Genomic DNA, 18834 nt, shown 5'->3' with positions numbered 1-18834 from the left:
CCCGCGCTCAGCGCATCGCAGTCCGGTCGGTGATCATCTTCGGCGTGATGAACACCAGCAGCTCGGTCTTGTTGAGGGTGCGCGTGCGCGAGCGAAACAATGCGCCCACCACCGGCAGCTCACCCAGCACCGGCACGCGCGACTCGTCGGTGTTGTCGGTCAGCTCGAAGATGCCGCCAATGACCACCGTGCCCCCGTTCTCCACCAGCACCTCGGTCTGCACATGCTTGGTGTTGATGGCGTACCCGGCGCTGGTCGACTGCCCCACCGAGTCCTTGTTCACGTCCAGCGTGAGGATGATGTTGCCTTCGGGCGTGATCTGCGGCGTCACTTCGAGCTTCAGGTTGGCCTTGCGGAACGACACCGAGGTGGCACCGCTCGAAGTGGCCGACTGGTAGGGCAGCTCGGTGCCCTGCTCTATCAATGCCTTGGTCTGGTCCGCCGTGACCACGCGCGGGCTGGCCACCACCTTGCCCTTGCCCTCGTCTTCCAGCGCGGAAATTTCCAGGTTCAGCATCTTCGACAGGCTGGAGTTGTAGAGCGACACGGAGAACGCCCCCACGCTGGAGCCGCTCGAACTGCTTGCCGGCAAATTGACGAAGTTGCTGGTCGAGTTGGCCGAGAAGGTGGTGGTGCCGTCGGTGGACGTGGGCTGCGTACCCACCGAGCTGTTGCTGCCCTTCACCGAGCCGCCCAGCTTCACACCCAGCGAGCGGCTGAAGGTGTCCGATGCCTCCACGATCCGCGCCTCGATCAGCACCTGCCGCACCGACACGTCGAGCTTCTGTATCAGCTCGGCCACCTGCGACAGGCGCGAGGGAATGTCGGTCACAAAGAGCTGGTTGGTGCGCACCTCGGCCAGCACGCTGCCGCGCGCGCTCAGCAAGCGGGTGGCGCTGCCCGAGCCACCGCCGCCACCACCGCTGCTCCCGCTGCCGGTAAGGCCCTGCGCCACCGTGGCGGCCTTCGCGTAGTTGAGCTGAAAGGACTGCGTGCGCAACTGCTCCAGCCCCTGCAGCGTGGCCTGCGCCTCGTAGCGGATCTTTTCCTTGGCATTGAGCTCGTCTTCCGGCGCAATGCGCAGCACGCTGCCGCTCTTGCGCATGCCCAGGTTCTTCGCCTCCAGAATGATCTCCAGCGCCTGGTCCCAGGGCACGTCTTTCAGCCGCAGGGTGAGCGTGCCGCTGACCGAGTCGGAGGTCACGATGTTGAAGTTGGTGAAGTCCGCAATCACCTGCAGCAGCGAGCGGATCTCGATGTTCTGAAAGTTCAGCGACAGCCGCTCGCCGTTGTAGCCGGTGCCCTGCGTGAGCTTGTCGGGGTTGTCCTTGCGCGGGCGCACCTCCACCACGAACTGGTTGTTGCTCTGGTAGGCGCTGTGCTCCCATTCGCCGCGCGGCTCGATCAGCATGCGCACGCGGTCGCCGGCCTGCTGCAGCGCCACCGTCTGCACCGGCGTGCCGAAGTCGGCCACGTCGAGCCGGCGCGCCAGGCCCTCGGGCAGGGTCGACTTGGTGAACTCCACCACCAGCCCCTTGCCCTGCTGGCGAATGTCCACGCCCACCTGGTCGTTGGGCAGCGTGACGACGATGCGGCCGGCGCCGCCGCTGCCCGTGCGAAAGTCGACATCGCGCAGCGGCAGCATGTCGCGGTTGCGGTTCTCCGAAAACTCGAACGGCAAGGACGCCGCCAGCGCGGCACCCGCGGCGGGCTGCAGCCACACCAGCAGCGACTTGCCGCGCACTTCGGTCTTGTAGGCAGTGGCCTGCTTCAGGTTGAGCACGAGCCGTGTGCGCTCTCCCGCCTGCACCACGTTCACCGAGCGCAGGTTGCCCTGGTTCACGTCGATGGCCGCGCGGCCCAGGCTGCTGCCCATGCCGGCAAAGTCGAGCGCGATGCGCGCGGGCGACTGCACGGCAAAGCCGGCAGGCACGGCGGCCAGCGGCTCGGAAAAATCGATGCGCAGCACTTCGGTGCCGGCTTGCATGGAGCCGGTGACGGACTCGATGCGATTGGATGTCTGGGGTTGCAGGGGTTGGGTTTGGGGTTGCGCCAGTGCCGCTGCAAGCGGCAGCGTGGCAACCAGCAAAAAGACGCACGCGCGCACACGGCGCGCGAACGCGAATGTCTGTTTTTTCATTTGACTGCCTTGAAACTGCGGCTTCACCTCCTCGCTGCCATGGGCTCCCTCATGAGCGCAGCGCGCCCCGCCACCGCGCGCTCCCTGCGCGGTGGCGGGCGGACAGCGCGGCACACCTGCCGCGCTGTCCCTTCACATCGTCAGCGCGTCAGAACGCGTGGCGAATGCCGAAGTCGTAGCCGGTCGACGAGCGCGGCACACCCGCAAAGCCCACGCCCGCGCTGCCGTAGCCCGTGGTGCTGTCCGACACCAGGCTGCCCGTGTAGTTGGCGTCGTTGCGGTTGTTCACGCGTGCAACGGTGGCGTACAGCGCGGTGCGCTTCGACAGGTTGTGCACATAGCCGATGGCCAGCTTCTGCGCGCGCGGGTCTTCACCCGTCACGCCGGCCGCGCCTTCGTTGTAGCGAACCACCGAGTAAGAGGCGCGGATCAAGCCCGCGCCCACCGGCACGCTCGCACCGATCAGGTAGCCGTTGTAGGTGTCGTGCGAGTTGCCCAGCGCCGTGTCGAACTTGTTCTTCACGTTCGACAGCTCACCGAACAGCTTCACCGGGCCAAAGTCGTAAGACGCACCCAGGTTGATGGTCTGCACCTTGCGCTCCAGCGTGGTGGTGTCCACCGCCACGTTCTGGCCCACGGCCAGCGCCACGTCCAGCGGGCCGTTCGCATAGCCGAAGCGCCCGCCCACGTAGCGGCCCGCGCTGCTGCTGCTGGCGGCCGTGGTGCTGGTGGCGTCGGTGGTGGTGTTCTCGTGGAAGCTGTACTGCACCTGGCCGTAGAAGCCGCCCAGGTTCGGTGGCAGGAAGTAGCCCACCGAATTGCTGGCGCGCACATAGTTGGCGTTGTTCAGGCCGGTGCTGCTGCTCACCGTGCTGATCACGTTGGTGCCGGAGCCGTTGGTGCCGAACGGGTCGAACACGGTGTCGTTCCAGAAGGTGGCGGTGTAGTCGCGGCCCAGGCGCACTTCACCGAAGTTGCCCGACAGGCTCACGGTGGAGCGGCGCGCGAAGGTGCTGATGCCGGTGGCGCCGTCGTCGTTGGTGATGGGCGCTTCGAGCCAGAAGCTCGCGGCCAGGCCGCCGCCCAGGTCTTCGGTGCCGCGAAAGCCGATGCGGCTGGAGTTGTAGCCGGAGTTGCTCAGGCTGGTCTTGCTGGTCTTGACCGACGCACCGGTGAGCGCATCGCGTGCGGTGGCCGATTGGTAGGTAACGCCGGCGTCGACGACACCAAACAGCGTGACGGACGATTGCGCGGCGGCCAGGCCGCTGCCGGTCAGCGCGGCAAGGGCAGCGAGTGCGGTGAGGGATTTCTTCATTGAGGGTTCTCCAGTTTCAGGTCTGATGCGGCCGTTCGGTATCGACCGGCTGTACGCATGGTTTCGTCCAAATCTGGAGGAATTTGGTAGATCGGTTTTATGTGGCCCGGAGTGTTGTGCGCGCACATCACAGCAATGCGTTCTCCATCGGTGCAGTGCACCGATGCGCTGCAGCAGGCCCTTGTCGAGGTCCTTCAAATTTCTCCCAATTCGCCTGAAAAGATCCACGCATGACGAAGCTGGAGATTCACAGGTGATGCGTTCACGAACATTGATGGCGGCCGTGTGCGGCGTGCTGGCCATTGCATGCGCCAGCACGAGCATTGCGATGGTTCACTCCTCTTCGGTGCTGGCCGCGGGCATGTTCGTGAACCCCACGGCGCGCGCACGCACGCCAGCGCCACCCGGCGCGCAGCCCTGGTGGGCCGGCTTCGAGGATGCGTCGATGAACCGCTTGATGACGGCGTCGCGCGGCACTGGCGCGTCGGGCGTGGCCGCGGCCTACATCGCGCTGAAGGTGAAGACGCTGGAGCTGGTGTACCTGGAGAACACGCGCGCCGCTGTTGTGCGGCAGACCGCGCTGTTGCAAGGCAGCACGCAGGCGCATGACGACTTCGCGAAGCAGCTCGCGGCGCGAGAGGCCGGCGCAAACCACACCATCACCACGCTGAAGGCGCAACGCAAGAGCTACATCGCCTACCTGGCGGCGCAATGCCAGCTGTCGGAAGCAGCGTTGAACGCACTGCTGGCCGATGCGTTGCAAGACAAGTCGCTGCCACGCTTCGCCGCCGAAGTGCCGCGCGAACTGCCGATGGCGGTGCTTTCGAACCGCAGCGACATTCACCTGGCCGCCGCGCTCTATGACGCAGACGCAGGCACGCTGCCGAACGGCACGATTTCCGGAGGCACGACCGATGCGGCAGACGCGACAGACGAAGCACCCGACATCGACATGCCCGCCCAGCCTCAGTCCGCGGAGTACGCGCAGTACGCACAGGTGGTGACGCAGGCACGCGATCAGGTCGCCGGCGCGCTGCGGCATCTGCAGATGCAGAGCGACATCGCGAACACCGCCTACGCACGCGTGGCCGATGCTCGCGCCGACTTCGAAGCCGCCAAGCAGCGCCGCGACCGTGGCGAGATTTCCGAGCTGCAGCTCATGGAGGACTTTCAGGGCCTGCTGCTCGACCTGCATGTGCTGGCCGCCGCCAACGGCGAGCTGGCCATGGCGTGGGTGGTGTTCATGGGCAGCATCGGCAACGACGCATCGATCGATGCCGTGGCCAGCGCGCAGAGCACGCCCGCCACCCAATTTCCGTTTCTGCACAAAGTCTCCCGAAAGTTGCGCAATCCTTGAAGCTCGAAGGAGCCCGACATGACCACTGCACTGCACAAAGCCCCCGCCCGCCCGCTGCTCACGCTGGCCACACGCACTCACACACTCGCGCACACGCACACGCAAACTCCGGCTCACGCGACTTCGCAGCGCGCGTGCGCCATCGACAGCGAGCACGCGAACACCACCGCCACCGCGCTGGGCATCCAGCAGCTCGCAGGCGCGTTCCAGCCCGCGTTCGGCCGCCTGCATGTGCTGCAGGACCTGGTGATTCCCATGTACGAAGGCAGCGCCGTGCCCACGGCCCGCTTCGACGCGGTGCTGGTGTGCGAGGCCGGCGTGTACCTGTTCGAGGTGAAGGGCTGGCGCAATGCGGTGGTCTACCGCAAGACCTCGGCGCGCACGCTGCCGCGCTGGTTTCTGCGCCAGCACGACCACACGCTGGCGCGCGAGGTGAAAGACCCCGCCTGGCAGTGCGGCCGCAAGACCACGCACCTGCGCAGCCTGCTGCCGACCGACCTGCGCGTGCAGTACTTCGTGCTGCTGCCGTGCGAAGGCGTCGAGCTGGAGGGCGTGATGCCGAGCGCGGTGATCACCCCGCAAGACCTGCCCTACATCGCGCGCGTGGCGCGCAACAACGGGCGCACCGATCAGGGCTACCCGCTGCTGGACGACGCCGCCATCGACCGCACGCTGCAGCTGCTGGCCGACCTGCAGGGCGACCTGACGGTGGACGACCATATGCGCAACAGCCGCGACAGGGGCGGCAAGGGCGAAAGCGGCGAGAGGGGGGCGCGCGTGGAGGTACGCCCCGCCGCTCGCCCGCCGGTGCACCCCGGCCTGCTGAAGCTGCAATGACGCGATGAGCCGGATCCTATTGGTGGAGCAGGGCCGCGAGGCCGTGTCGGCGTTGCAGGCGGCGTTGCACGAGGCCGGCCATGAGATCGAGCACATCGAGGACGGCGCGGTGGCGTTGCACCGCATGCTGACCGAGCCGCCCGCGCTCACGCTGCTCGACGTGGCGCTGCCGCATGTGAGCGGCCTGCAGATTCTGGAGAAGGTGCGCGCGCGCAGCGACCACCCCGTCATCATGCTGACCGCGCGCACCGACGAGGCCGACCGGCTGCGTGGCTTCGAGCTGGGCGCGGACGACTACGTGTGCAAGCCCTTCTCTCCGCGCGAGGTGGCGGTGCGCATCCACGTGGTGCTGCGCCGCTGCGCGCAGCGCGTGCGCGTGGCGCGCCCGCAGGTGCCGATCAGCTTTGGCGCGGTGCGCGGCTGCGCGATTCTGGACGGCCACTACCTGCCGCTGACGCGGCGCGAGTCGCTGCTGCTGCGCGCGCTGTCGCAGGAGCCCGGTCGTGTGCTCACGCGCTCCAAGCTGCTGGAGGTGGCATTTCCGGAAGCGCTGGACGTGAACGAGCGCGTGGTCGACACGCACATCAAGAACCTGCGCAAGAAGCTCGCCACCGTGTCGTCGGCGCACGACTGGATTCGCTCCGTGTACGGCGTGGGCTTTGCCTGGGAATCGCAGGCCCGCCAAGGCGCCTGAAGCGCATGAAACTACGCTGGCGCGGCGGGGCGCTGCCGTCGATGGCGCTCTCGCTCCTGCTCTTTCTGCACGCGCGCAGCGCACTGGCGCAGACCAGCTGGACCGAGGCCCCGCTGACGCTGCGGCGCACCGCGCAGCTGCCTGAGACCCTCACACCGGCGGAGCGCGGCGCGCGGCCCAGCCTGGTCGACGGAGAGCGCCTGTCGGGGCGGCCCGACCTCGAGGTGATGGTGCAAGGCGATGCCTCGCTGCGGCGCGGCGACCTGCACATCACGGCCGACCGCCTCCAATACCAACCGCCCGGCGACCTGGCCACGGCCACCGGCAACGTGCACCTGAACCAGGCCGGCAACGTGTACGAGGGGCCCGAGCTGCACTTGAAGGTGGAAAGCTTCGAGGGCTTCTTCAACCATGTGCACTACACGTTGCTGGCCACCGGCGCGCACGGCGAGGCCGAGCGCATCGACTTCGTCGACCCCAACGTGTCGGTGGCGCGGCATGCCACCTACACCACCTGCCTGCGCGAGAACTACGCGGGCTGGGTACCACCGTGGATGCTGAGCGCGCTCACGCTCACCACCGACAGCGAGACCAGCCTGGCCACCGCCACCGACGCGCAGATCAGCTTTCTGGGGCTGACCACGCCGGCCATTCCTTCTGTGAGCTTTCCGCTGAACAACGCGCGCCAGAGCGGCCTGCTGCCGCCGGTGATCGGCTTCGACAGCACCAACGGCTTCGAGTACCTGCAGCCCTACTACTGGAACATTGCGCCCAACCGCGACGCCACGCTGTACCCGGAAATATTGAGCAACCGCGGCGTGAACGTGGGCAGCGAGTTCCGCTACCTGGAGAAGACCTACAGCGGCCAGATCCGCGTGGACGAGATGCCCAGCGACAGCCTGCGAGACCGCAACCGCTGGGGCCTGTGGGCCAAGCACGACCAGCAGTTCGACCCCAAGCCCTTCGGGCTGGATTCGCTGAGCACCTCGTTCAACATCAACCGCGTGAGCGACGACGACTATTGGCGCGACTTTGCGCACACGCCCACCCTCACCTCGCGCCAGCTCACCAACGAGGCCGACCTGAACTGGCGCAAGGGCGACTGGAGCGGCCAGGCGCGCACCCTGTCCTACCAGACGCTGCAGTACGCGGCCTCGCCCATCACGCCGTCGTACAACCGCGTGCCGCAGGTCACGGCCAACTACAACCACTACGACTGGCACGGCCTGGATGTGTCGGGCACGCTGGACTACACGCGCTTTCAGGTCGACCCGACCTATGCGCCCACGCTCAACGGCATTGCGCAGCCCAACGGCGAGCGCATGGTGGGCAACCTGCAGATCAGCCGGCCGTGGGTGGCGCCGGGCGGCTTCGTCATTCCCAAACTGCTGTTGCACACGGCCTCTTACCAACTGGCATCGCCGCTGGCCGACGGACGCACCAGCATCACCAGCGTGGTGCCCACGGTGAGCCTGGACAGCGGCCTGGTGTTCGAGCGCGACGCCAACCTGTTCGGCAGCGCCTGGCGCCAGACGCTGGAGCCGCGCGCCTTCTACGTGCACACGCCCTACCGCGACCAGAGCCAGTTGCCGGTGTACGACACGGCCGCGAACGACGTGAGTTTTGCCACGCTGTACACGGAGAACGCGTTCTCTGGCAACGACCGGGTGTCGGACACCGACACGCTGACGACGGGGGTGACCACGCGGCTGCTCGACCCGACGACGGGCGCGGAGCAGGCACGTTTCGGCATTGCGCAGCGTTTTCGTTTCAGCGACCAGAACGTGACGTTGCCGGGCGGCACGGCGGTGACGGACCGCGCGGGCGATTTCATCTTCGGCGGGCAGGTTCACTGGAGTCCGAAGTGGAGTGTGGACGGGCTGGCCCAATACAACATGGACACGGGCAAGACGACGCGCGACGCGCTCACGTTGCGCTACACGCCGGCGCCGTATCACACGCTGACGGCGGCGTTTCGTTACCAGGCGGACAGCACGGCGACCGCGAACGACGGCACGAAGACGGTCGACTTGAACTGGCAGTGGCCGTTGAGTGAGTTGACGCGGGGGTTGTTCGGCGACAGGCAGGCGACGGACCCGGGGCGGTGGTATGCGGTGGGCCGGTTGAGTTACAGCCTGCACGATCGGGCGATGTCGGACAGTCTGATCGGCGCCGAGTACAACGCCTGTTGTTGGGTAGGGCGCGTGGTGCTGGAGCGGTTGGTGTCGGGGCGTGCGACGCCGGACACGCGGTTGATGTTCCAGATTCAGTTCAACGGTTTTGGGAACATCGGCTCCAACCCTACGAGCACGTTGTTGCAGAACATTCAGGGGTATCAGCCGTTGAATCAGGCCGTTCCGGCGCCCAGTCGGTTTACCAATTACGACTAGGGTGCGGTTTTTTGCGCTTGTTTCGGGCTCTTGTTCAGGGCGCGTGCACAGGCCGCCGGGTACTCCCCTCCGCGAATGTCCCCCGGGCTTCGCCCTCCTCCTTTATTTCGCTGCGGGGAGCACCCGACGCCCTGTGCACCTGGGCACGCTCTGGGTGATCGCGCGATCAACGACCGCTCTGAAAACGCTCACGAGGGTGGGGTGCCTTGCGCAGCGAAATAAAGGAGGAGGCCGCAGGCCGGGGGACATTCGCGGAGCAAGGTACCCCGCCCTCGTGAGCGCCGCCCTGAACAGCAGCGCCCCGAACAGAACACTCTGAACAGATCAAGGCAGCAGTTCGAACTTCAGTTCGGCCAACGGCATGACCTTCTCTTCGCGGACCATCTTGTATTCGGTGTTCGGCCCCAGCCACTTGGCCCAGATGCGGTCGAGTTCACCAGATTTTTCCAACGCATAGAGCGCTCCGTTGACCTTGGCCAGCAACGCCGGCTCGTCCTTCTTCATGCCGATGCCGATGGGCTGCAGAACCATCGGGTCCTTGATCATTTTCAAAGCCACACCCTCCGTCTTCGACTGGTTCACCAGCTTCGTGATCGTCATCGTGTTGGCCACCATGCCGACCGACTTGTTCTGCTGCACCGCCATGAAGGCCGAGCCCGTGTCCTGGAACGTGACGGGGTCGGAGCCGTTCATCTTGATCGACATCTCCGACGTGGAACCCTTCGTCGAACTCAGACGCTTGCCCTTGTAGTCTGCCTTGGTCATGCCAGGGTCGGAGGCCTTCACGGCCAGCATTTCCTTGGCCACGTAGTACGGGTCGCTGAACTGAATCTGCTCGCCCCGGCTCTTGGTGTAGGCCAGGTTGGCAATGGTCACGTCGACACGGCCGAGCTTGACCTCCGGCACGCGCGCCTCCACCGACAGCGGCGTGACCTTGGCGGTGAGGCCCAGCTCCTTGGCCACCGCGTTGCACAGGTCCACGTCGTGGCCCACCATCTCGCGCGTCTTCGGGTCCGGCGCGGCGAACGGGGGCACGTCGGCGAAGGTGCCGCACTTCAGTTCCTTGCGCTGGCTGATGTCGCTCCACTGGTCGGCGTGCGCCAGCAAGGAGGCTGCGCTCAGACAGGCGCCGAGGGCGACGAGGCGAAAGACGGTCTTGTTCGACATGGTGAGCTCCAGAGAGATTGCGAAAAGGTGAGGCGAAGTGACGTGAGGCGAAATGACGGGAAGCAAACGGCAAAGAAAGAAAGAAGGAAAGAAAAACCTTCAGTGCGCGCGCAGGTCCGACAGAAAGCGTTGCGCGCGCGGATGCTGCGGACTGCCGAAGAAGGTCTCGGGGTCGGCCTTCTCCAGGATGCGGCCCGCGTCCATGAACCAGACACGGTCGGCCACCTCGCGGGCGAAGTTCATCTCGTGGGTGACGCACATCATGGTCATGCCGTCATGGGCCAGGCCGCGCATCACCGACAGCACCTCGCCGACCATCTCGGGGTCGAGCGCGCTGGTGGGTTCGTCGAACAGCATGGCCGGCGGCTCCATGGCCAGCGCACGGGCAATGGCCACGCGCTGCTGCTGGCCACCCGACAGCTGCGCGGGGTAGGCGCCGGCCTTGTTCGACAGGCCCACGCGTTCGAGCAGTTGCCCGGCCTTGGCCTTGGCGTCGGCGCGCTTCACGCCCAGCACGCGCATCGGCGACAGCATGATGTTCTCCAGCACCGACAGGTGCGGAAACAGGTTGAAGCTCTGAAACACGAAGCCGATGCGGCTGCGCAAGCGGTTGAGCGCCTGGCTGCTCATGGGTGCGTGGATGTCGTGGCCGTCGAACAGCAACTGGCCCGACTTCACTTCCTCCAGCCGGTTGACGGTGCGAATGAGCGTGGACTTGCCCGAGCCCGAAGGGCCGCAGACCACCACCACCTCGCCCTTCTTCACCTCGGCGTTGATGTCGGCCAGGGCCTGGTAGTCGCCGTACCACTTGTTGATGTCGGAGAACAGGATCATGGTGTCGTCCTTGGGGGGCGCGGGCTGCCCTGAGGGGTGGGGAACGGGGGTCATGGCTGCGTTACCGCTGGCGTGGGGGCCGGGGTGGGAAGCGCCGCCGCTGGTGCATCGGCCGGCTTGGCTGGCGTGGCACCGAGCCGCTTGTGCGCGATGCGCCGCTCCAGCCACTGCGCCAGTTGCGTGAGGCTGAAGCACACGACGTAGTAGGTCAGCGCCAGAATGAAGAACACCTGAAACGGCTTGGTCAGCAACTGGTTGTTGATCTGGTTGGCCGCGAAGGTGAGTTCCTGCACGTTGATCACGTAGCCCAGCGTGGTCTCCTTGATGGTGGAGATGAACTGGCTCAGCATGCTGGGCAGCATGTTGTAGAGCGCCTGCGGCAGGATCACGAACCACATGGTTCCCAGGTGGCTGTGCCCCAGCGCACGCGCCGCCTCGCCCTGCCCCTTGGGCAGCGACTGGATGCCGGCGCGCACCACCTCCGACAGGTAGGCGCCTTCGTAGATCACCAGCGTGCACAGCATGGTGGTGAAGCCCGACACGTCGCGCCCGATGAGGATGGGCACCAAAAAGTACACCCACAGAATCACCATGAGCAACGGCACGCCGCGCACCACGTACACCAGCACCGTGGCGGGCCATCGCAGCGCGCGCCAGGGTGAGAGCCGCGCCAGCGCCAGCAGCACCGACAGCGGAAAGGCCAGCACGATGCCCAGCACCGACAGGATGAGCGTGGCGGCAATGCCGCCGAGCGGGCCGCTGGGGTACTGGCCGACCAGCAGCAGCAGCCAGTTGTCGCGAAGAATTTCGTAGACGCTGTACATCGTGTGCCTCGGTTACCTTGCACCGACGATGCGGTAGCGCCGCGCCAGCCAGCCGCCCACCGCCATGATGAGCAGCGAGCACACCAGGTACAGCACCGTGGCCACGCTGTAGGCCTCGAAGGTGCGAAAGCTCTGGCTCTCGATTTCCTTCACCGCATGCGTGAGCTCGGCCACGCCGATGGCCATCGCCAGGCTGCTGTTCTTGAACAGCGACACGCTGTGGTTCACCAGCGCCGGCACCGCGTTGCGGATGGCCTGGGGCAGCATCACGTGGCGCATGGAGCCGATGTAGCCGTGGCCCAGCGCACGCGCGGCCTCGGCCTGCCCTGGCGGAATGGCGCGCAGGCCGGAGCGCATGTCTTCGCTGAAGTAGGCGGCCTGGCACAGGCCCAGCGCCAGGATCGACAGCAGCGTCTCGGCGTTGTGCACCGACAGCCAGCCCTGCAGCGCGTCGGGCAGCAGGCTGAAGATGCCGAAGTACCAGAACATCAGCTGCACCAGCGTGGGCACGTTGCGGTGGTAGGAAACGTAGGCCGCCACCACGCGCTCCGCAATCGGGTTGGCGGTGAGCCGCACCACCAGCAGCACCACGGCCATGGCCATGGCCAGCAGCCAGGAGCCCGCGGCAATCTTCAGCGTCTCCTGCAGGCCGTGCAGCAGCATGGCGCCGAACTCGGGCTTCAGCAGGATCGCCAGCAGGTCGAAGTCCTTCATGCGCGTGGTTCCTTTTGCTTGGGCTTGCGGGGCTGGCTTGGCTGGCTGAATGGGGAGGCGCTACGCCGCTCAGGCCTGTGGCGCGTGCGGCACTTGCGGCATTTGCGGCGATTCAGGCCGCGTGGTCGACAGCCCGCCGGGCACCTGCAGCGTGGGCGTGATTTCCATGTGGCCCACGTTCACCGCAATGGGCGCGGCAATGGCGAACGCGATGGCGTTGGCAATGTCTTCGGCCTGCGGCAGCTCAAAGCCTTCGACGAAGCGCTTGTGGGTGTCTTCGGAGTCGCCGTGCACGTGCGCAAAGATGTCGGTGGCCACGCGCCCGGGGCAGATTTCGGTCACGCGCACGCGCTTGCCGAACACGTCGATGCGCAGCTGGCGCGACAGCATGCTCACCGCCGCCTTGGTCGCGTGGTAGGTGCTGTTGCCGCCGAAGTTGTAGGCCGCGGCAATGGAGCTGATGTTGACAACGTGGCCGCGGTCGCGCGCGGCCATGCCGGGCACCACCAGCCGGCACAGGTGCAGCACGGCGCGCAGGTTCACGTCCACCAGAAGGTCGATGCCTTCGGCGTCGGCCTTCAGGATGGAGCCGGGGCGGTCCACGCCGGCGTTGTTGACCAGCACGTCGAACTCGACCTCCTGCGTGAGCCGCGTCACGGCGGCAAGGTCGCTCACGTCGATGGCGTGCGGCACGCAGCCGGTGCGCGCGGCCAGCTCGGCCAGCTTGTCGGCGCTGCGTGCGAGCGCATGCACCTTCAGGCCTTCCTTGCTCAGGCGCTCGACCACGGCGGCGCCGATGCCCGAGGAGGCGCCTGTCACCAGCGCGGTCTTGTAGTCGGAAAACGGCATCTTGGGTTCTTTCGTAGGAGCGGCAGAAGACTGCCTGGAATTCACTGTATCGAGGGCCCGCGCGCGGCGCCAAGACGGATTGACTGTGGAGCGATAAGCCGCCCTTATGTCGCCGTCATGTCCGCCTCATGTCGCTTGCCATTCGTGCATATGACCGTGCACATGACCGTGCATGCGACCAAGGGTAAGCACCATGTTCGTGCCCCGGTGCATCAAACCGTTTGTCTGGAGATCGCCATCACGCGCCCCGCCTGCTCCACCACCTCACGCACGGCGCGCGCCAGCGCCACCGCGCCGGGCGTGTCGCCGTGCAGCAGGATCGAATGCACGCGCATCGGGATCTTCTTGCCGGTGTAGCTGGTGACCGTGCCGTCTTCGAGCAGCTGGCGCACGCGGGCCAGCACGGTATGGCGGTCGTGGATAACGGCGTCGGGCAGCTTGCGTGGCACCAGCAGGCCGTCGTCGCCGCAGGCGCGGTCGGCCAGAAAGGTGGTGCGCACACGCAGGCCGCAGCGTTCGGCCGCGCCTTCGATGGCGGCGCTGGCCGAGGTGCTGACGGTGAGCGAGGGGTCGAAGTCGGCCACGGCGCGCACCAGGGGTTCGGCCAGCGCGGCGTCGGCCGCGGCCATGTTGCCGAGCGCGCCATGAAAGCTCATGTGCGTCATGCGGTGGCCGGCGGTGCGCGCCATGCCGTCCAGCGCGCTCAGCTGATAAAGCACATACGCCACAAGCTCCTTGGTCTCGATCTGCATGGGCCGCCGCCCGAACCCCACGAGGTCGGGAAAGCCCACATGCGCGCCCACATCGACGCCGCGCTGGCGCGCCATCCGAACGGTGCGGTCCATGATGACGGGGTCGCCGGCGTGGAAGCCGCAGGCGACGTTGGCGGACGACACGATGTCGAGCAGTGCCTCGTCCTCGCCCATGCGCCAGGGTCCGAAGCCTTCGCCGAGGTCTGCGTTGAGGTCGATGTCCATGGGGTGCGTCCTTGGGTCGTGGGTCACAGTGGGTACAGGTCGATCAGCAGCGTGCCGTAGCCGACGGTGGTGGCATCGCCTGCGTGGATGCTGTCGACGATGCCGGGTTGCGGTGCTGTCACGGGCAGCAGCAGCGGGCCGATCTTCAGCAGGCCCAACTGTTGGCCGGCTTCCACGCGCTGGCCAGGTCGCACCAGCGGTGTGTTGGACAGGGGGTGCGCGTGCAGGAACACGCCGAGTGAAGGGGCGTGGATTGGCAGTGGCTCTTGCTCTTCTTGCTCTTCTTGGAGCTCGATGACTTCTTTGCCTTGTCGGGCCAGGCGCAGGGTTCCTTGCGGGGTGCGCAGTTCGAGCAGGCCTATGTCTGTGTCGGCCAGCAATTTCGCCAGTTCGAGGACTTGCAGGGTCATTGCTTTGGCTCCTGCGTTTGTTTCGTCAACGGACTTTCAGGGCGGGTGCACAGGCCGCCGGGTACTCCCCTCCGCGAATGTCCCCCGCTTCGCTCCTCCTTTATTTCGCTGCGTGGAGCACCCGACGCCCTGTGCACCAGGCACGCTCTGTGTGCTCGCCGATCAACTGCGGCTCTGATGACGCCCACGCCGATGGGGTGCCTTGCGCAGCGAAATAAAGGAGGAGGGGCGAAGCCCCGGGGGACATTCGCGGAGCAAGGTACCCCGTCGGCGTGGGCGCTCCCTGAACGGCTCCCGCATTCAAAGCCGTGCGAGAGGGAACGCAGTCGTGCCCCCACCCCGGCCCTCCCCCGGGAGGGGAGGGAGAAATACAAGCCAGGGACGTGCGCCATGCGGCTGCAAACAACGCCCACGCCGATGGGGTGCCTTGCGCAGCGAAATAAAGGAGGAGGGGCGCAGCCCCGGGGGACATTCGCGGAGCAAGGTACCCCGTCGGCGTGGGCGCACCCTGAACGGCTCCCGCATTCAAAGCCGTGCGAGAGGGAACGCAGTCGAGCCCCCACCCCGGCCCTCCCCCGGGAGGGGAGGGAGAAATACAACCCAGGGACGTACGTCATGCGGCTGCAAACAACGCTCACTCCGATGGGGTGCCTTGCGCAGCGAAATAAAGGAGGAGGGGCGCAGCCCCGGGGGACATTCGCCGAGCAAGGTACCCCGTCGGCGTGGGCGCGCCCTGAACAAACCCCAGAGCAACAAACAACAGCAGCAGCCATCTACGCCCCCACAGCAGCCAGAGGTGAACCACGGTGCAAGGACACCATGCGCGCCACCTTGTCCAGCCACGCACGCACTTCGTCCAGGGCGTCCAGGGCTTCGTCCCACGTGGTTTCCACAAAACGCACACGCGTACCGATAGGAGCCTGGCCAAGGCGCCACATGTCGGCCTCGATGACAGTGCCGAACTTGGGGTAGCCGCCCGACGGTTGAGCGTCGCGCATCTGCACGATCGGCTGGCCGCTGTGCGGTACCTGAATGACACCCGGAACAATGCCGTGCGAACGCAGTTCCATCGGCGCAATGGGGCGCAGCGCCTCGCCTTCCAGGCGGTAACCATAGCGGTCGCTCTGCGGGGTGATCTTCCATTCACCGGCCCAGAAGGCCTGCCGCGACGCCGGCTCGAAAGCCAGGTACTCCGCCGCCGGCAGCACCCGCACCGCCGACACGCCATCGCGCTGCAACGGCAACGCCAACGCAGGCGGCACGATGCCGAAGCCGGTTCGACAGGGTTGCCCGGCACCCGCGGCGCGCAGCACATCGCCTCGTCGCAAGGCCCTGCCCTCATGACCACCGAACGCCCCACGCAACTGCGTGCTGCGCGAGCCCAGCACCTCGGGCACGTCGATGCCGCCCGCCACGCACAACACGGCGCGGCTGCCGCGTTGCGCACCGCCCTGCGGCAAGCCCAGCGTCAGCACCTGGCCAGCGCGCGCCTGGTGCACCCACCAGGGCATGAGCGGCTGGTCGTCGAGCCGGGCGGCGCAGTCGGCGCCGGTGAGCGCAAAGGCGCAGTCCTGCGCGAAGCGCAGCTTGAACGGGAACACCGGCACCTCCACCGCCGCCGCGCCCAGCGCATTGCCCAGCAGCAAGTTGCCGGCGGCCAGCGCCAGGTTGTCCATGGCGCCAGAGGTGCCGACGCCCCAACGCAGGCTGCCGGTGCGGCCCAGGTCCTGCACCGTGGCAAGCGCCGCCGACGAAAGAATTTCGATCATCGAACGATGCCCTCCACGCGAAAACGGATCAGGTCGCCCGGCTGCAGCATGGCGGGCGGGTCTTGCGCCGGATCGAAGAACACCATCGACGTGCTGCCGATGGTGTTCCAGCCGCTCGGGCCGGCCGAGGCCGACACGCCGGTCTGCGCGCCGCCGATCGACACCGCCCCGCCCGGAATGCTCAACACCGGCACCTTGCGCCGCGGCGTGGCAATGCGTGCGTCCATACCGCCCAGGTAGCAGTAGCCGGGGTGGCTGCCCAGCGCATACACCGGGTAGAGCGGCGCGCTGTGCAGCGCGACGATGGCATCGACGCTCAGGCCGGTATGTGCCACCACGTCGGCCATGTGCGGGCCGCCCTGGCCGCCGTAGACCACGGGCAGCTCGACCACGCGGCCTTCGCGCTGCACGGCGGTGGCGCCACGCCAGGCGTTGCAAAGGCGCGCACGCAAGGCGTCGAGCTGGCGTGGTGCGCGGGTGAAGGTGAGCATCAGGTTGTTCATGCCGGGCACGGCCTCGCGCACTTCGGGCCAGGTCTCCGCCTCGTGCGCCAGCGCCCAGATGCGCTGCTGCGACGGCAGGCTCATGCCGCCGGGCGCCTCGAACAGCAGCGCGGTGGTGCCCAGCAGGCTGATGCCGGGCTCGGTGGACGACAGTGCTTGTGGGCTCACGCCGCGCTCCTTTGCTGCAGCTAGCGTTCGAGGTGATGAATGTCGACGCCGCCGGCGGCAAAGCCGCTGTCCTGCAGCAGCGCACGGTGCAGCGCCACGTTGGTGGCAATGCCGTCCACACGCGTTTCGGCCAGCGCCAGGCGCATGCGCGCGAGCGCGTCGGCACGCGTGTCGCCATGCACGATGAGCTTGGCGATCATCGAGTCGTAGTACGGCGGCACGCGGTAGCCCGCGCCCGCGTGCGAGTCGACCCGCACGCCAAAGCCGCCGGGCACCTGCCAGCCGCTGATGCGGCCCGGCGCAGGTGCGAAGGTGTCGGGGTTCTCCGCGTTGATGCGGCACTCGATGGCGTGGCCCTGGCAGCGCACGTCGGCCTGCGCGAACGACAGGCGCTCCCCACGCGCCATGCGCAACTGCTGCTGCACGATGTCGATGCCGGTGGTCATTTCGGTCACCGGGTGCTCGACCTGCAGGCGCGTGTTCATCTCGATGAAATAGAAGGCGCCCTTCTCGTAGAGAAACTCGAAGGTGCCCACGCCGCAGTAGCCGATCTGGCGGCACGCGGCGGCGCAGCGCTCGCCCACCTCGGCCATCAGCGCGTCGTCGATGCCGGGCGCGGGCGCCTCTTCGATCACCTTCTGGTGACGCCGCTGCAGCGAGCAGTCGCGGCTGCCCAGCCACACGGCCTGGCCGTGGCTGTCGGCCAGCACCTGCACCTCGACATGGCGCGGATGCAGCAAGAACTTCTCGATGTAGACCTCGGGGTTGCCGAAGGCCTGGCGCGCTTCTTCGCGTGTGAGGGCCATGGCCTGCAGCAGCGCGGCTTCTTCGTGCACCACGCGCATGCCGCGCCCGCCGCCGCCGCCCGCGGCTTTCACGATCACCGGATAGCCGATGCCGCGTGCCAGCGCCAGCACGGCGGCCGGGTCTGCCGGCAGCGGCTCGTCGGGGCCGGGCACGCAGGGCACGCCGGCTTGGCGCATGGCGCGCTTGGCCGACACCTTGTCGCCCATGGTGCGAATGCACTCGGCGCTGGGGCCGATGAAGACCAGGCCGGCCTCCTCGCAGCGCGCGGCAAAGCCCGCGTTTTCCGACAGAAAGCCGTAGCCGGGGTGAATTGCCTGCGCGCCGCTCACTTCGGCGGCGAACAGCACGGCGGACTGGTTCAGGTAGCTCAGGCCCGGCGCGGCGGGGCCGATGCACAGGGCCTGGTCGGCCTGCGCGACATACATCGCGTCGCGGTCGGCCTCGGAGTGCACGACCACGGTGCGCAGGCCCAGGCCGCGGCAGGCGCGCTGAATGCGCAGGGCGATCTCGCCGCGGTTGGCAATTAGCACGGTGTCGAACATGGCGCGGGCCTGTGTCATTCGAAGCGGAACAGGGGCTGCCCTGCTTCCACTTCTTGCGCCGAGTGCACCAGCACCTGCAACACGGTGCCCGCGCGGTCGGCGCGCACCTCGTTGAACATCTTCATGGCCTCGATCACGCACAGCAACTGGCCGGCCTCCACCGCCTGGCCCGGCTGCACGAAGGGCGGCTCGCCGGGCGCGGGCTGCAGGTGCACCACGCCGTGCAAGGGCGCGAGGCCATCGGCCTGATGCATTGGCGGTGCGCTTGCTTCTTGCATCGCGCTCGGGGCGGCCCTGCGTACGGCGGAGGGCCTTCTCGCGTCGGATGCGGCACGCGCGCCATCCATTGCCGACAGCTTCACCAGCCGCAGCGTGCTGCCGTTCTCGCTGAACTCCAGTTCCGCCAGGTCCGATGCGGCCAAAGCGTCGATGAGCGTCTTGATCTGTTCCTGCTTCATGCCCGGGGCTGTGGTGGCCGACGCGTTCCGCGAACGCGTGACGGCATGCATGAAAGGTAACGGGCCAGGGGCCGGAAGC

At 67.2% G+C, this 18834-nt stretch carries 17 protein-coding genes; 4 read left to right on the top strand and 13 right to left on the bottom strand.

What is annotated here, in order from left to right:
• Positions 1-7: 7 nt before the first annotated feature.
• Both pilQ and VLK31_RS25830 read right to left on the bottom strand, forming a co-directional pair.
• Entirely contained in the window at positions 8-2140 is a 2133-nt protein-coding gene (gene pilQ, locus VLK31_RS25835) for a type IV pilus secretin PilQ (RefSeq protein ID WP_409171328.1), read from the bottom strand.
• A gap of 148 nt (positions 2141-2288) precedes the next feature.
• Positions 2289-3455: a porin gene (locus VLK31_RS25830; protein WP_409171327.1), complete on the bottom strand. Its 1167-nt coding sequence runs from the start codon at positions 3453-3455 to the stop codon at positions 2289-2291.
• Between the two features lie 256 nt (positions 3456-3711).
• Here VLK31_RS25830 and VLK31_RS25825 point away from each other — a divergent pair, with 256 nt between their 5' ends.
• From VLK31_RS25825 to VLK31_RS25810, 4 genes are read left to right on the top strand one after another with little or no spacing between them, the layout of a single operon-like run.
• Positions 3712-4812 carry a hypothetical protein gene (locus VLK31_RS25825; protein WP_409171326.1) on the top strand — a complete coding sequence of 367 codons (1101 nt, stop codon included), beginning with the start codon at positions 3712-3714 and terminating at the stop codon, positions 4810-4812.
• An 18-nt stretch (positions 4813-4830) separates the two neighbouring features.
• Positions 4831-5649 (top strand): nuclease-related domain-containing protein, encoded by an 819-nt coding sequence (locus VLK31_RS25820; RefSeq protein WP_409171325.1) that lies wholly within the window; start codon positions 4831-4833, stop codon positions 5647-5649.
• Positions 5650-5653: 4 nt separating this feature from the next.
• On the top strand, positions 5654-6343 hold the full coding sequence (locus VLK31_RS25815; RefSeq protein WP_409171324.1) for a response regulator: 690 nt from the start codon (positions 5654-5656) through the stop codon (positions 6341-6343).
• A 5-nt stretch (positions 6344-6348) separates the two neighbouring features.
• A complete protein-coding gene (locus tag VLK31_RS25810; protein WP_409171323.1) occupies positions 6349-8733 on the top strand; it encodes an LPS-assembly protein LptD in 2385 nt (794 codons plus the stop codon).
• 324 nt (positions 8734-9057) lie between these two features.
• Here VLK31_RS25810 and VLK31_RS25805 read toward each other — a convergent pair whose 3' ends face one another.
• The 11 genes from VLK31_RS25805 to VLK31_RS25755 all read right to left on the bottom strand — a co-directional run bounded on the left by VLK31_RS25805 (position 9058) and on the right by VLK31_RS25755 (position 18755).
• Positions 9058-9900 carry an ABC transporter substrate-binding protein gene (locus tag VLK31_RS25805; RefSeq protein ID WP_409171322.1) on the bottom strand — a complete coding sequence of 281 codons (843 nt, stop codon included), beginning with the start codon at positions 9898-9900 and terminating at the stop codon, positions 9058-9060.
• A gap of 99 nt (positions 9901-9999) precedes the next feature.
• On the bottom strand, positions 10000-10734 hold the full coding sequence (locus tag VLK31_RS25800; RefSeq protein WP_409171446.1) for an amino acid ABC transporter ATP-binding protein: 735 nt from the start codon (positions 10732-10734) through the stop codon (positions 10000-10002).
• Positions 10735-10784: 50 nt separating this feature from the next.
• Positions 10785-11558 (bottom strand): amino acid ABC transporter permease, encoded by a 774-nt coding sequence (locus VLK31_RS25795; protein WP_409171321.1) that lies wholly within the window; start codon positions 11556-11558, stop codon positions 10785-10787.
• 12 nt (positions 11559-11570) lie between these two features.
• The gene (locus VLK31_RS25790; RefSeq protein ID WP_409171320.1) at positions 11571-12272 is read right to left on the bottom strand and encodes an amino acid ABC transporter permease; all 702 of its coding nucleotides are present in this window, start codon (positions 12270-12272) and stop codon (positions 11571-11573) included.
• A 69-nt stretch (positions 12273-12341) separates the two neighbouring features.
• Positions 12342-13121, bottom strand: a complete 780-nt coding sequence (locus VLK31_RS25785) for an SDR family oxidoreductase (RefSeq protein WP_409171319.1) — start codon at positions 13119-13121, stop codon at positions 12342-12344.
• A 212-nt stretch (positions 13122-13333) separates the two neighbouring features.
• Positions 13334-14098, bottom strand: coding sequence for a LamB/YcsF family protein (locus VLK31_RS25780; RefSeq protein ID WP_409171318.1), 765 nt, complete (start codon positions 14096-14098; stop codon positions 13334-13336).
• Positions 14099-14121: 23 nt separating this feature from the next.
• Positions 14122-14508, bottom strand: coding sequence for an acetyl-CoA carboxylase biotin carboxyl carrier protein (locus VLK31_RS25775; RefSeq protein WP_409171317.1), 387 nt, complete (start codon positions 14506-14508; stop codon positions 14122-14124).
• A 773-nt stretch (positions 14509-15281) separates the two neighbouring features.
• Positions 15282-16277 carry a biotin-dependent carboxyltransferase family protein gene (locus VLK31_RS25770; RefSeq protein WP_409171316.1) on the bottom strand — a complete coding sequence of 332 codons (996 nt, stop codon included), beginning with the start codon at positions 16275-16277 and terminating at the stop codon, positions 15282-15284.
• Positions 16274-16948, bottom strand: coding sequence for a 5-oxoprolinase subunit PxpB (gene pxpB, locus VLK31_RS25765; RefSeq protein WP_409171315.1), 675 nt, complete (start codon positions 16946-16948; stop codon positions 16274-16276). The genes VLK31_RS25770 and pxpB overlap by 4 nt, the downstream gene beginning before the upstream one ends.
• Before the next feature lie 20 nt (positions 16949-16968).
• The gene (accC, locus tag VLK31_RS25760) at positions 16969-18297 is read right to left on the bottom strand and encodes an acetyl-CoA carboxylase biotin carboxylase subunit (protein ID WP_409171314.1); all 1329 of its coding nucleotides are present in this window, start codon (positions 18295-18297) and stop codon (positions 16969-16971) included.
• Positions 18298-18311: 14 nt separating this feature from the next.
• Entirely contained in the window at positions 18312-18755 is a 444-nt protein-coding gene (locus VLK31_RS25755) for an acetyl-CoA carboxylase biotin carboxyl carrier protein (RefSeq protein WP_409171313.1), read from the bottom strand.
• Between the last annotated feature and the right edge of the window lie 79 nt (positions 18756-18834).

Origin of the sequence: Variovorax sp. H27-G14 (assembly GCF_046156345.1) — a bacterium.
Classification (GTDB): Bacteria; Pseudomonadota; Gammaproteobacteria; order Burkholderiales; family Burkholderiaceae_C; genus Variovorax.
Note: the sequence above shows the minus strand (reverse complement) of the source record. Positions and strands in the feature narration are given on the sequence as shown.

What these genes read in the sequence shown, in the direction of transcription:
- pilQ (WP_409171328.1), bottom strand. Translation starts at nt 2,140, where the DNA reads ATGAAAAAACAGACATTCGCGTTCGCGCGCCGTGTGCGCGCGTGCGTC.
- VLK31_RS25830 (WP_409171327.1), bottom strand. Translation starts at nt 3,455, where the DNA reads ATGAAGAAATCCCTCACCGCACTCGCTGCCCTTGCCGCGCTGACCGGC.
- VLK31_RS25825 (WP_409171326.1), top strand. Translation starts at nt 3,712, where the DNA reads ATGCGTTCACGAACATTGATGGCGGCCGTGTGCGGCGTGCTGGCCATT.
- VLK31_RS25820 (WP_409171325.1), top strand. Translation starts at nt 4,831, where the DNA reads ATGACCACTGCACTGCACAAAGCCCCCGCCCGCCCGCTGCTCACGCTG.
- VLK31_RS25815 (WP_409171324.1), top strand. Translation starts at nt 5,654, where the DNA reads ATGAGCCGGATCCTATTGGTGGAGCAGGGCCGCGAGGCCGTGTCGGCG.
- VLK31_RS25810 (WP_409171323.1), top strand. Translation starts at nt 6,349, where the DNA reads ATGAAACTACGCTGGCGCGGCGGGGCGCTGCCGTCGATGGCGCTCTCG.
- VLK31_RS25805 (WP_409171322.1), bottom strand. Translation starts at nt 9,900, where the DNA reads ATGTCGAACAAGACCGTCTTTCGCCTCGTCGCCCTCGGCGCCTGTCTG.
- VLK31_RS25800 (WP_409171446.1), bottom strand. Translation starts at nt 10,734, where the DNA reads ATGATCCTGTTCTCCGACATCAACAAGTGGTACGGCGACTACCAGGCC.
- VLK31_RS25795 (WP_409171321.1), bottom strand. Translation starts at nt 11,558, where the DNA reads ATGTACAGCGTCTACGAAATTCTTCGCGACAACTGGCTGCTGCTGCTG.
- VLK31_RS25790 (WP_409171320.1), bottom strand. Translation starts at nt 12,272, where the DNA reads ATGAAGGACTTCGACCTGCTGGCGATCCTGCTGAAGCCCGAGTTCGGC.
- VLK31_RS25785 (WP_409171319.1), bottom strand. Translation starts at nt 13,121, where the DNA reads ATGCCGTTTTCCGACTACAAGACCGCGCTGGTGACAGGCGCCTCCTCG.
- VLK31_RS25780 (WP_409171318.1), bottom strand. Translation starts at nt 14,098, where the DNA reads ATGGACATCGACCTCAACGCAGACCTCGGCGAAGGCTTCGGACCCTGG.
- VLK31_RS25775 (WP_409171317.1), bottom strand. Translation starts at nt 14,508, where the DNA reads ATGACCCTGCAAGTCCTCGAACTGGCGAAATTGCTGGCCGACACAGAC.
- VLK31_RS25770 (WP_409171316.1), bottom strand. Translation starts at nt 16,277, where the DNA reads ATGATCGAAATTCTTTCGTCGGCGGCGCTTGCCACGGTGCAGGACCTG.
- accC (WP_409171314.1), bottom strand. Translation starts at nt 18,297, where the DNA reads ATGTTCGACACCGTGCTAATTGCCAACCGCGGCGAGATCGCCCTGCGC.
- VLK31_RS25755 (WP_409171313.1), bottom strand. Translation starts at nt 18,755, where the DNA reads ATGAAGCAGGAACAGATCAAGACGCTCATCGACGCTTTGGCCGCATCG.